This is a genomic window from Oxalobacteraceae bacterium OTU3CINTB1, assembly GCA_024123955.1.
Classification (GTDB): domain Bacteria; phylum Pseudomonadota; class Gammaproteobacteria; order Burkholderiales; family Burkholderiaceae_D; genus Rugamonas.
In genome coordinates, this window is record CP099652.1 from 2384884 (window position 1) to 2396615 (window position 11732).

Here is an 11732-nt window from a genome sequence, read left to right on the forward strand (position 1 = left end):
GCTCAGGCGGCGATACTTTCGGTGGCGCCCGAGCGCACGTCGAACTCCACTTTCCAGCGCTGGCCGTCGTTGGCCACGGCCAGCAATTCGAGCGTGCCCGATTCGGTCGCCATCGCGTGCAGGCGCACCTGCACCACATCGCCGGCCTGACGGCCTTCCGGCGATAGCGTGGCCTGGATCTCGTTCAACTCGATCAGTTCCTCCGGACCCCAGAAGTCCAGCAGGTCGCCGATCTGGTCTTGCCGGCGCACGGAGGAGCCGAAGAAGCGGAACTGCACCGGCTCGCCGACGACCAGGCCAAACTCCTGGTTCGGCAGTTCGATCTCGCTGCCTTCCTCCATGCCGAACGGCGCCACGCACAGCGCCTGGATCGGCGGTTCCATGCCGGGGATGGCCGGCATCGACGACTCGATCGCCACGTAGTAGGCGCGCGCCGTGCCGCCGCGAATCCGCACGCCGCTGCCCCGGCGCACATAGCTGTAATAAGCCGCGCCGCGCGCGACCGCCAGATCCAGGTCGGCGCCGCCCAGCATGCGGGCCGGCTCCGCGCCTTCCATATATAGCCAGTCATTGAGCGTGCCCATGACGCGTTGCGCCAACAGCTCGGACTTGAACACGCCGCCGTTGAACAGCACCGCCGTCGGATGCAGGAAGGTGGCGTCGGCACTGTGCTTGCCGGCGTAGCCTTCGAGTTCGCTGGTGGCGCCCACCTGGCGTGCCAGGAACGCGGCGAGGTGTCGGGTGATGCCCGCGTCCTGCGCATACGGCAGGCCAAGCTGGGTCAGGCCCGCGCGCGTGCGCACGGCGGGACGTGCCGCCGCGTCCACCGCCGGGAAGAAGCCGTCGAGAATAAAGGTGGTCACCTCGTCACGTGTCAGCTCGGTGCGGATCGAGCCGCCGATCAGTTTCGAGCCACGGCTCGGCACCACGATAGGCCAGGTGTCGACGGTCGCATCGGCCAGCAGCTTTTCCTTGGCCGTACGGCAGCCGTAGGTCAGCGCGCGCATTTGCCAGGCGTCGAGCTGGGTGCCGTTGGCGGCCAGCTTGCGCGCCACCAGATGGGCCAGCGCCAAATCCATATTGTCGCCGCCGAGCAGAATGTGATCGCCCACCGCGATGCGGTGCGGCTCCAGGATGCCGTCGCGTTCCAGCACGGCGATCAGCGAAAAGTCGCTGGTGCCGCCGCCGACGTCCACCACCAGGATGATGTCGCCCGGGTTGACCTCTTTGCGCCAGCGGCCTTCGCTGCCCTGGATCCAGCTATACAGGGCCGCCTGCGGCTCCTCCAGCAAGGTCAGATTGGTGTAGCCTGCCGCGCGGGCCGCGTCGGCGGTCAGTTCGCGCGCGCCCGGGTCGAACGAGGCGGGAATCGTCACCGTCACGGCCTGTTCGCCGAACGGCGCCTCGGGGTGCGCCTGCTCCCACGCCTGGCGCAGGTGCGACAGGTAGCGGGTCGACGCCTCCAGTGGCGAGACGCGCGTGACTTCTTCCGGCGCGTCGTTCGGCAACAGGGCGCTGCGGCGGTCCACGCCCGGGTGGCTCAACCAGCTCTTGGCGCTGGAGACCAGGCGGATCGGCGTGGTGGCGCCACGGCTGCGCGCCATCTCGCCGGCCACGCCGGTTTGTTCTGCCGCCGACTGCTGCCACGGCAGGCTCAAATCGCCCGGCGCCAGTTCGTCGGCGTGCGGCAGATACAGGAAGGACGGCAGCAGCGCCAAGTCTTCCACCGTGCCTGGTGCGGTCAGTTGCGGAATCGCCAGCACTCCGTGCTGGGTTTTCTCGCCGTCGCTGGTGGTCAGGTCGACATAGGACAGCGCGCTGTGGGTGGTGCCTAGGTCGATGCCGATGGCGTAGCGTGGGTCGCTCATAATTCCACCTCCGCCGGTGCCAGGATGGCCGCGTCGTGCGCTTCGGCCAGTTTCGGCAGGCGCACGTTCGACGCGCGCCAGCCGCGATGGCTCAAGGCGCCGCGGAACGGCGCCTTGCCGACCACGTTGCCGGTCAGGCGCACGGCGCTGGCGTCGAAGCCTTCCTCCAGCACCACGCGGCTGCCTTCGGCCTCGCTGCGCACCGCTTCGATGGTGAAGTGCTCGCGCAGCACCTTGCCGCAGCCTTCGTGCACCACGCGCGCGGCGGCGCCGATGTCGGCGTCCGAGTAGGCGCTCAGGTTCTCCTGGGTGAAGTCGATCAGGCGCGCTTCGCGCTGGAACAGGCCAAGCAGCTGAAGCGCGGCGTCCGGCGTGGCGACGCGCAGCGTGACCGGGGCCGGGGCAGGCACGGGAGCCGGCGCGGGGACGGGAGCAGGTGCGGAAACCGGCGCGGCGGACGGCTGCGGCTCGCCGGCGGCGATGCGCGCCAGGCGGGCGGCGTACTCGGCGTCGGACAGCGCCCGGAAGAAGGCGCCGATGGCGATCGATATCCGGCTAAAAAAAGACGGCAACGGTTGAGTCGAATTGTTCATGTTTAGCTCGCGTAGAGTGAGCCGGGCCGCTGCCTGGGGCGGCAGCCTGGCGGAATGTGGGGTGGGGGCGCGCGTGGCGCGGGGAAAGTCTTCCCCCGGAAGCCCCGCATGATACCAGTTCGGGCGCGGGCGCCAAAGGCGCGAGGGCCGCACCGTTGATTTTTCGCTTGATATGGCCATTTGGAGCGCTTAGAATACTGGATATATATACAGTATTGGCGCAGTAGTGGCGATCCCCGCCCGGCGCCCGGCCCCAGCGATCATGAACCACGACGAAAACAACCAAGAGCACGTGATGCTGCCGCCGCCTTCGCTGAAGGCGCAAAAGGGCCGTGGCGCGGTATCGAACCTGCAGGGGCGCTTCGAGGTCAACGCGCGCGAAGCCTATGACGACGGCTGGGAGCGCGAGGAAGAGGAGGCGTCGCCGTGGAAAACCCAGGTCACCGACGAATATTGTAAATCGATTTTGAGCCGGAACGCCTCGCCGGACCTGCCGTTCAGCGTCTCGCTGAACCCGTATCGCGGCTGCGAGCACGGCTGTATTTACTGTTTCGCCCGTCCCACGCACAGTTATCTCGGCCTGTCGCCCGGCATGGACTTCGAGAGCAAGATTTTCGCCAAGGTCAACGCGCCGGAAATGCTGCGGCGCGAGCTGGCCAAGGCCGGCTACGAGCCCGAATCGATCGCGCTTGGCGTCAATACGGACGCCTACCAGCCCTGCGAGCGCGAGCGCAAGCTCACGCGCCGCGTGCTGGAGGTGCTGCAGGAATGCCAGCACCCTGTCGGCCTGATTACCAAATCGTCGCTGATCGAGCGCGATATCGACATCCTCGCGGCGATGGCCGCCAAACAGCAGGCCGGCGTCGCCATCACCTTGACGACGCTGGACCCTTCCATCTCGCGCACGCTTGAACCGCGCGCGGCGGCCCCGGCGCGCCGGCTGCGCACGATCCGCACATTGACCGACGCCGGCATTCCGGTGGCCGTCAGCGTCGCGCCCATCATTCCGTTCGTCACCGAGCCGGATATCGAGCGCCTGCTGGAAGCGGTCAAGGAAGCCGGCGCCGTTACCGCGCACTACACGGTGCTGCGGTTGCCATGGGAGGTGGCGCCGCTGTTCCAGCAATGGCTGCAGGCGCACTTCCCGGAGCGGGCGCAGCGTGTGATGAACCGCGTGCGTGAGATGCGCGGCGGCAAAGACTACGACAGCACGTTTGGCTCCCGCATGAAAGGCGAGGGCGTGTGGGCGGAATTGATACGGCAACGCTTCAAGATCGCCACCGAGCGCCTCGGGCTGTCGGGCAAGGGCAGCCGCTTTCACAGCATGGACGCGTCGCAATTCACCCGTCCGCTGGTGGTGCCGCCGTTGGGCGCGCGCGCCAAGCCGGCCAGCGAGGGCCAGTTGGATTTATTCTGACGGAACCGTAGGAGGAGGGGCGTTCAACGCGGCCAGGTGCCGTTCGATCTCGAAGACATGCTGATCGTGGCGGCCCAGTTCGCGCAGGGCATGCGCCAGGTGATTGAGGTAGTCGCTGTTCGGGCCGCTGGGGCCGATGGAGCGGGCGATGTGGCGCGCGATCTCCTGTTCGGACGCCTCGCCCAGGAAGGCCGTGTTGTCCGGCGTGGCAATGTAGACCAGGCCAACGACGCTGTCACTGTCACTGTCACTGCCACTGTCACTGCCGCTGTTACTGCCGCTGTTACTGCCGCTGTCGCCATCATCGAACGATATGGTCGTCGCCAGCCGCAAGTAGCCGTTCTTCTCGCGGTGGTCCAGGTGGGCGAACACCTCCGGCGTGACCAGGTAAGCCATGCCATGGCAAATGGCGCCCGCTTGCTCGATGATGGTGACCACGCGGCCCGGCGCTTCCGGCGTGCCGCGATGGTCATGCGAGCCTTGCCAAAAGCGGCGGGTCCAGTTGGTAATGCTGGCCGGACGGCGTTGCAGGTAGGGGAAGTCGGCCTTGTAGATCAGCGAGCCGTAGCCGAACAGCCAAACGCTGTGGTGGCCGTCAAACTGATCCATCATCTGGTTGATGGCGATGGTGTCTGCTGTCATGATCGATGCTGGTTTAGCGCCCGGCGGCTTCATTTTCGATATGCAAAATATTCATATACCGAAGCATACACACGCCGCATAGCGGGCGGTAGTGGGGAAAATGTAAGTTATCTTAAGCGAGCGGAACGTTCCACTCGTGCGCCGCGATGTACTCCCGCAGGAAGGCGACAAAACTCTCGGCCGCCGGCGACAACGCCCGCGCGTTGCGCGTATAGACAAAAAAACGACGCGTGAGCGCGGGATCGACCAGCTGACGCATCCGCAATCCATACAACTGCACCATTTTTTCCGCGTACGGCAGGCAGACGGTAATCCCCAGCCGCGCATGCACCATTGCCAGCGCGGTTGTCATGAAGGTCACCTCGTTGTAGGGGCTGAGCGACAGCTCGCGAAACGACACATGCATATCGCGCAGCAGCCGTTCGGTGAACTGCCCCTGCAAGGAAATGAAGGGAAAATCGTTGATGTCGGCCCAAGGGATGCGCTCGCGCGACTCCAGCGCATGCCCGGGCGGAAACACCACCACGAAGGGCATGTCGAACAGCGGCAGCGCTTCGATCTCGGTGTTGGCATCGCGCTCCGGGCCGATGCCGAAATCGGCCTCGCCGCTGAACACGCGCGCCGACACCTGCTCGACCGGGCTGTCGGCCAGCCGCACCTGCACGTCCGGATAACGGGCGGAATAGGCGGCGATGGCCTCGGGCAGCAAGGTGCACGAGAGCATCTGCGGCGCGGCGATGCGCACGATCCCCTGCTTGAGCGCCTTGCGGCTGGCGATGTCGGCCATCGCGCGGTCCAGATCCTGCAGCATCTTCTCGAACAACGGCGTCAGTTCGCGTCCCACCTCCGACAACTGCGTCTTGCGCGTGGTACGCTCGACGACACGCACGCCGAGCATCTGCTCGAGCTCCTTGATCTGGCCGCTGAGCGCCGATTGCGTCAGGTTGAGGTGGTCCGCCGCCAGCGTGAAACTGCCGGTTTTGGCCAGGGCGACCAGTGCCCGCATTTGCCGCAAACTTGGATTCATTGGAAAACCTGATAAATAGCGGGGAAAATACTGTTTGTATGATATCTGAGATTCGCATCTAATGTCGACAAACTGAATTGGAGGCAATTATGAAAATCGAACAAATTCACCATGGAGCTCAGGTATGAAGCTCGCCACATTAAAAGACGACAGCCGCGATGGTCGTCTGGTCGTGGTCAGCCGCGACCTGTCGCAATACCAGCTAGTGCCGAAGATATCGGCCACGCTGCAGCATGCGCTGGATCATTGGGACTTGGTCGCGGACCGGCTGGAGGCGGTGTACAACCTGCTCAACGCCGGCGACGCGGTCGACGCCAAACCGTTCGACCAGCAAGCCTGCCATTCGCCGCTGCCGCGCGCCTATCAATGGGCGGACGGCTCGGCCTACATCAACCACGTTGAGCTGGTGCGCAAGGCGCGCAACGCCGAGGTGCCGGCGTCGTTTTACACCGACCCGCTGATGTACCAGGGCGGCTCGGACAGTTTCATCGGCCCGCGCGATCCGATCTACGCGCTGTCGGAGGAGTGGGGCATCGACCTGGAAGCCGAGGTGGCCGTCATCACCGGCGACGTGCCGATGGGCGTGGGCGTGGCCGATGCCGGCAAGGCGATCCGGCTCGTCATGCTGGTCAACGACGTCTCGCTGCGCAACCTGATCCCCAATGAACTGGCCAAGGGCTTCGGCTTCTTCCAGTCCAAGGCGGCCAGCGCGTTCTCGCCGGTGGCCGTTACGCCGGACGAGTTGGGCCTCGACTGGACCGACAGCAAACTGCATCTGCCGCTGCTGGTCGACATCAACAGCAAGCCGTTCGGCAAACCGAATGCGGGCGAAGACATGACCTTCAGCTTCGCCCAGCTGGTGGCCCACGCCGCCGCCACGCGGGAGCTGGCGGCCGGCACCATCATCGGCTCCGGCACCGTCTCCAACAAGCAGGGCGGCCTACATGGGTCGAGCATCGACAACGGCGGCGTCGGATACTGCTGCCTGGCCGAGGTGCGCATGTACGAAACCATCGAGACCGGCAAGCCGCAAACGGGCTACCTCAAATTCGGCGACAGCGTGCGCATCGAGATGCGGGACGCGCAGGGCGCCAGCATCTTCGGCGCGATCGAGCAGACCGTCGCGCATTATGGGGAGCGTCGCCAATGAAGCTGTACACCTACTTCCGCAGTTCAGCCGCCTACCGGGTGCGGATCGCGCTCAATCTCAAGGGATTGGCGTACGAGGCGCAGCCGGTGCATCTGCTGCGCGACGGCGGACAGCATCTGGCCGACGCTTATCGCGCGGTCAATCCGTCCACGCTGCTGCCGACGCTGGAGGACGATGACGGCGCCGTCGTCGGCCAGTCGCTGGCGATACTGGAATATCTGGACGAGACGCGGCCGCAAACGCCCTTGCTGCCGGCCGATCCGGCGGGCCGCGCCCGCGTGCGCGCGTTGGCGTTGACGGTGGTGGCCGATACGCACCCGTTGGGGAATCTGCGTGTACTCAAGTACATCAAGGGCGAGATGGGGCTGACCGAGGAGGTCAAGCTGGCGTGGCATCGGCACTGGCTACGCAGCGGACTGGAGACGCTGGAAGCCCTGCTGGCCGGGGATGCGCGCACGGGTGTCTACTCGCACGGCGACACGCCGACGTTGGCAGATTGCTGTCTGGTGCCGCAGGTGTTCAACGCGCAGCGGTTCGAGGTCGATACGGCGCCTTTCCCGACCGTCATGCGCATCAACGCCGCCTGCGCCGCGCTACCCGCGTTCCAGCAAGCGCACCCGTCGCAGCAGCCGGACGCCGAGTAACGCATCTTCCAACGATTGGTCTAACGTCAAGCGGCGCGCAATGCATCGACAATCTTCATGCGCGCCGCGCGCAGCGCCGGCAGCACGCCGCCGATAAACCCCATCACGAGCGAAAACACCAGCGTCTTGACGACGATATCGGCCGTCAGCCTGAACCCGAACGCCAACTCGGAGAACGACTGAAAGTTCGTGGTCGAGAAAGAGATAAACTGCATCAGCGACGCGCACCCCAGCCCCAGCACGCCGCCCACCACCGCCAGCAGCATCGACTCCGCCAAAAACGCCGCGAGAATACTCCGCCGCTGAAATCCCAATGCCCTCAGCGTGCCGATTTCACCCACCCGGTTGGCGACCGACGCATACATCGTGATCGTCGCCCCGATCATCGCCCCGATCGAAAAGATCACCGACAAGATCAAGCCCAGCACGCTGATGAAGGTCGACAGCGCCTTCGACTGGTCCGCATAAAAAGTCTGCTCGCGCTTGGCGTCAAGGGTCAGGCGTTGATCGCCCTCGATATCCTTCCTGAAACCGTCGAATAGCGACGTGCCGGCCAGGCGCAGCACGACCGCCGAATAGGCCACCCGCCGGAACGCCGGCATCAGCTGATCGGCGTCGCCCCATACCTCCGAATCGAAGCCGCTGTTCCCGGCGTCGAACAATCCCACGACCGTCCATTCGCGCTGCCCGAAGCGCAGCGTCTCGCCGATGCCGGCGCCGGAGAAGCGCCGGGCGATGCTGGCCCCGGCGATGATCTCGGACGCGCCGGGCCGGAACATGCGCCCGGCCGTCAGCCTCACTTGCGGCCGCAGCGCCAGTCCGCGCTCGCCGATGCCGCGGATGATGACGTTGGACGGCTTGGCAGAACCCCGTTTGTTGAGCGAGATGAGCACCACCGTCTCGCGCGACAGCAACGGCCGGCCGTCGGCGCCCAGCGCGATGAAAGGGTGGCTCGAGACGATGCTGGCCTGCGCCCGTTCGACGCTGCTCTGCACCTCGGTGTCGGCGCTGCGCCGTATCAGCACCACGTTGTCGTACTCGCCGGTGGTCACCAGCGTGTTGCGCAAGCCTTCGTCGAGCATCAGCACCGTCGCGAACACGAACACCACCAGCGCCAGTCCGACGGCCGTCAGCGCCGTGGTCAGGCGGCGCGCCCACAGGTTGCGGGCGACGTAGAAGAGGGGAATCTTCATCGCATTATCATCCTATGCTCCTTAGCCCCTCGACGATGTTGACGCGGGTCGCCCGCAAGGCCGGCGCGATGGCCGCGACCAGGCCGATGGCCAGCGCCGCCAGTATCTGCTGGAGCACCGTCAACCGCGTCACCTCGAAGACTGGAAACAGGGTACCCATCACGTTCCCCAGGAAGGCGGCGAACGGAAACAGGATGACGATCCCCAGCACCGCGCCGAACAGCGACAGCAGCAGCGATTCGCCCAGGATCATCGCCGTCAGGAAGCCGGGGCCGAACCCCAGCGCCTTGAGCGTGGCGTATTCGCCCAGGCGCTCGCGCGCGCTCATGGCCATCGTGTTGGCCATCACCGCCGCGATGATCACGATCACGACGAACGACACCACGCGGATCGCCACCACGATCGCCTCCGACATCGATACGAAGCCGAGCTGGAAAGCCTTCTCCGTCTCGGTCAGCGTCTCGGCCAGCGAATTGCTGAATTCCTTGTCGATCGCCGCCGAGATGGCGGCGGCGTTTTCCGGCTCGTCGATCCGCACCACGTACACGCCAATCTGGTTGGCGCGGCGGGGCAGGGTCTTCTTGAGCGACTCGTTGACGTAGTCCCAGTGCAGGAACAGGGTCGCCGTATTGGTCGTGCTTTGCCTGCCGTCGAAGATGCCGCGCACGACCAGCTCCCAGTCCCCCGGGTAAATCGTGCCTTTGAGCGGAATGACATCGCCGACCTTGAATCCGAATTGGTCGGCCAGCTTGCGGCCGACGAGGGCGCCCTTGCGGTCGCGCAGGAATGCCGCGCGCTGGTCGTGCGGCAGCAGGTAGTCGGGGTAGATATCCAGATAGCTGGCGCCGGAGATGGCAAACTGCGCGAAGAAGTTTTTCGGGTCCTTGTAGGTGCCCTGGAACCAGTTGGCGTAGCCCACCCCGGCCACGCCGGCAACCGCGTGGATGCGGGCCTCGTACGACAGCGGCAGCGGAAACACCAGCGACGTCTTGTTGCGCGTGACCAGCGTGGTGTTGGAGGCGCCTTCCGCCCCGGCGTACCAGGCGTCGATGACCGTTTGCAGCAGGCCGAAGGCGAAGATCGCCACCACCAGCCCGAGTATCGTCAACGACGTGCGCAGTTTGTGGCGCAGGGAGTTTTTGACGATCAGCCGCAGGGTGTACATGGTGGCGTCCTGGCGTTCAAGGTGGGTTCATGCGCGCTGTGGTTCGTCGGCGAGCAGTTCGCCTTTTTCAAGGTGTACCAGGTTGCGGGCCTGCGCCGCCGCGTGCGCGTCGTGCGTGACCATGATGATGGTTTTCCCCAGTTGCTGGTTCAGTTGCTGGAGCAACGACAGGATCTCGGTGGCCGAGTGGCGGTCAAGGTCGCCGGTCGGCTCGTCGGCCACGATCAAGGTGGGATCGCTGACGATGGCGCGGGCAATCGCCACGCGCTGCTGCTGGCCGCCGGACAGCTCGTTCGGCGTGTGGTCCATGCGGTCGGCCAGGTTGACCATCTCCAAGGTCAGCGCCACTCTTTCGCGCCGCTCGCGCCGCGACAAGGGCGTCAGCAGCAGCGGCAGTTCGACGTTCTCGAACGCGGTCAGCACCGGCATCAGGTTATAGAACTGGAAGATGAAGCCGACGTTGGCGGCGCGCCAGGCGGCCAGCGCCGTCTCGCCCATGCCGGCGATATCGAGACCGGCGATGCGCAGCACGCCGCTATCCGGCTTGTCGATGCCGGCGATCAGATTGAGCAGCGTGCTTTTGCCGGAGCCGGAAGGCCCCATCAGCGCGGTGAAGGCGCCGGCCGGTATCGCCAGGCTGATATCGCGCAGCACCTCCACCACCTGGTCGCCACGGCGATAGGACTTGACCAGATGTTCGATCAATACCAGCGGCTCGCTCATTTCTTCGCCAACTTGACGGCCTGGCCGTCTTGCAGCTTGTGGTCCGGCGCCAGCACGACCTTGTCGCCCGGCTTCACGCCTTTGACCTCGACCAGTTCACCGATCTTGCGCCCTGCGGTGACCGGCACCCGTTTGACGCTGGCGCCGTCGGCGTCGAGCACGAACAGAGACGGCGTGCCGCCGCGCGTCACAATCGCCGCCGGCTGCACGGCGGTCACCGGCAGTTTGTCGGCCGGCGGAACGGCCTTCGACAGGAACGCGACCTTGGCGCTCATGTCCGGCAGCACGCGCACATCGCGCTCCTCGAAACGCACCTTGACCAGCAAGGTCGCCTTGCTGCGGTCCATGGTCGGCACCATGCGCGAGACGGTGCCGGCGAGGCGCAGCTCGGGGAAGGCGTCGAGCAGGATTTCCGCCGGCTGGTCGACGCGGATTTTGCTCAGGTTCGATTCGGAGACGTCTGCCTCCACCTCCAGCGTGTCCATATCGGCGATGGTGACCACCGCACCCTTGCTGTCGGCGGCGGAGGAGAAGGGCGTGATATTGTCGCCGACATTGGCGCTTTTGGTCAGGATCACGCCGTCGAAGGGCGCGCGGATCACCGTCTGGTCCACCGCCACCTGCGCCGCCTGCGCGTTGGCGCGCGCCGCCGCGATGGCGGCCTGATAGCCGGAGATGCTGGCCTTGGCCTTGTTCAGGCGCGCCTGCGCGGTATCGTAGGCCGAGGCGGCGATGAATTTCTGGTTCAGCAGTTCGGCCGCGCGCTGGAAGGCCGACTGCGCGTCCTGCAATTCTGCCTGGCCTTGTTCCAGGTTGGCCTGCGCCACCTTGACATTGGCCTGCGCCTGTCCCAGCGCCGCCGCGACGTCGCGGTTTTCCAGCCGCGCGATGACCTCGTCCTTTTTCACCTGCGAGCCTTCCAGCACGCCCAGCCACTCCAGCCGCCCGGTCGCCTTGGACGACAGCGCGGCTTTGCGCTGCGCCACCACGTAGCCGGTTGCGTTGAGCAAGGTGTAGTTTTGCGCCGGATAGGTTTGCGCGACTGCGACCACCTCCACGGTCGGCTTGCCTCCGAACACGTTCATGGCGACGGCGGCCACCAGCGCCACGGCCAGTATCAGCAGCACCATCCTGCCCCAGCGCCGGCGCGTTGGCCGCAGCCCGGCCGCCGGCCCCTTGGCCTCGCGGTCGATTTTCAAACGGGAAATATCGGGAGTCGCCAATCGGTAGCCTCAGCTGTGGTTCCATCAGTCGGCCATTGCCAACTTCGCCACCAGATAGTGGGGCAAGCGCGATTGAACCGCAAGCGG

General features: G+C 65.6%; 11 protein-coding genes. 3 read left to right on the top strand and 8 right to left on the bottom strand.

Annotated elements, in window-relative coordinates; translation table 11 throughout:
• Positions 1–2: 2 nt before the first annotated feature.
• Both NHH73_10370 and NHH73_10375 read right to left on the bottom strand, forming a co-directional pair.
• Positions 3–1868 carry an Hsp70 family protein gene (locus NHH73_10370; GenBank protein USX28654.1) on the bottom strand — a complete coding sequence of 622 codons (1866 nt, stop codon included), beginning with the start codon at positions 1866–1868 and terminating at the stop codon, positions 3–5.
• Positions 1865–2461 (bottom strand): DUF2760 domain-containing protein, encoded by a 597-nt coding sequence (locus NHH73_10375; protein USX28655.1) that lies wholly within the window; start codon positions 2459–2461, stop codon positions 1865–1867. The genes NHH73_10370 and NHH73_10375 overlap by 4 nt, the downstream gene beginning before the upstream one ends.
• Before the next feature lie 262 nt (positions 2462–2723).
• Between NHH73_10375 and NHH73_10380 the strand changes: the two genes are divergently transcribed.
• Positions 2724–3878, top strand: a complete 1155-nt coding sequence (locus NHH73_10380) for a PA0069 family radical SAM protein (GenBank protein ID USX28656.1) — start codon at positions 2724–2726, stop codon at positions 3876–3878.
• Here NHH73_10380 and NHH73_10385 read toward each other — a convergent pair.
• Positions 3870–4520 carry a gamma-glutamylcyclotransferase gene (locus tag NHH73_10385; GenBank protein USX28657.1) on the bottom strand — a complete coding sequence of 217 codons (651 nt, stop codon included), beginning with the start codon at positions 4518–4520 and terminating at the stop codon, positions 3870–3872. The genes NHH73_10380 and NHH73_10385 overlap by 9 nt on opposite strands.
• Before the next feature lie 112 nt (positions 4521–4632).
• Positions 4633–5547, bottom strand: coding sequence for a LysR family transcriptional regulator (locus NHH73_10390; GenBank protein ID USX28658.1), 915 nt, complete (start codon positions 5545–5547; stop codon positions 4633–4635).
• A gap of 124 nt (positions 5548–5671) precedes the next feature.
• On the opposite strand from NHH73_10390, the gene NHH73_10395 reads away from it, so the two are divergent.
• Positions 5672–6697, top strand: a complete 1026-nt coding sequence (locus NHH73_10395; GenBank protein ID USX28659.1) for a fumarylacetoacetate hydrolase family protein — start codon at positions 5672–5674, stop codon at positions 6695–6697.
• The gene (gene maiA / locus NHH73_10400) at positions 6694–7341 is read left to right on the top strand and encodes a maleylacetoacetate isomerase (GenBank protein ID USX28660.1); all 648 of its coding nucleotides are present in this window, start codon (positions 6694–6696) and stop codon (positions 7339–7341) included. The genes NHH73_10395 and maiA overlap by 4 nt, the downstream gene beginning before the upstream one ends.
• Positions 7342–7367: 26 nt before the next feature.
• On the opposite strand, the gene NHH73_10405 is transcribed toward maiA, so the two are convergent.
• The 4 genes from NHH73_10405 to NHH73_10420 are packed head-to-tail and all read right to left on the bottom strand — an operon-like array spanning position 7368 to position 11630.
• Entirely contained in the window at positions 7368–8534 is a 1167-nt protein-coding gene (locus tag NHH73_10405) for an ABC transporter permease (protein ID USX28661.1), read from the bottom strand.
• Between the two features lie 7 nt (positions 8535–8541).
• A complete protein-coding gene (locus tag NHH73_10410) occupies positions 8542–9699 on the bottom strand; it encodes an ABC transporter permease (protein ID USX28662.1) in 1158 nt (385 codons plus the stop codon).
• 27 nt (positions 9700–9726) lie between these two features.
• Complete coding sequence (locus tag NHH73_10415; GenBank protein ID USX28663.1) at positions 9727–10422, bottom strand: ABC transporter ATP-binding protein; 696 nt, start codon at positions 10420–10422, stop codon at positions 9727–9729.
• Positions 10419–11630 carry an efflux RND transporter periplasmic adaptor subunit gene (locus tag NHH73_10420; GenBank protein ID USX29604.1) on the bottom strand — a complete coding sequence of 404 codons (1212 nt, stop codon included), beginning with the start codon at positions 11628–11630 and terminating at the stop codon, positions 10419–10421. The genes NHH73_10415 and NHH73_10420 overlap by 4 nt, the downstream gene beginning before the upstream one ends.
• Positions 11631–11732 lie beyond the last annotated feature (102 nt).

Excerpts from the sequence above, each read along its gene's own strand:
- NHH73_10370 (USX28654.1), bottom strand. The coding sequence starts at position 1,868 with ATGAGCGACCCACGCTACGCCATCGGCATCGACCTAGGCACCACCCAC.
- NHH73_10375 (USX28655.1), bottom strand. The coding sequence starts at position 2,461 with ATGAACAATTCGACTCAACCGTTGCCGTCTTTTTTTAGCCGGATATCG.
- NHH73_10380 (USX28656.1), top strand. The coding sequence starts at position 2,724 with ATGAACCACGACGAAAACAACCAAGAGCACGTGATGCTGCCGCCGCCT.
- NHH73_10385 (USX28657.1), bottom strand. The coding sequence starts at position 4,520 with ATGACAGCAGACACCATCGCCATCAACCAGATGATGGATCAGTTTGAC.
- NHH73_10390 (USX28658.1), bottom strand. The coding sequence starts at position 5,547 with ATGAATCCAAGTTTGCGGCAAATGCGGGCACTGGTCGCCCTGGCCAAA.
- NHH73_10395 (USX28659.1), top strand. The coding sequence starts at position 5,672 with ATGAAGCTCGCCACATTAAAAGACGACAGCCGCGATGGTCGTCTGGTC.
- maiA (USX28660.1), top strand. The coding sequence starts at position 6,694 with ATGAAGCTGTACACCTACTTCCGCAGTTCAGCCGCCTACCGGGTGCGG.
- NHH73_10405 (USX28661.1), bottom strand. The coding sequence starts at position 8,534 with ATGAAGATTCCCCTCTTCTACGTCGCCCGCAACCTGTGGGCGCGCCGC.
- NHH73_10410 (USX28662.1), bottom strand. The coding sequence starts at position 9,699 with ATGTACACCCTGCGGCTGATCGTCAAAAACTCCCTGCGCCACAAACTG.
- NHH73_10415 (USX28663.1), bottom strand. The coding sequence starts at position 10,422 with ATGAGCGAGCCGCTGGTATTGATCGAACATCTGGTCAAGTCCTATCGC.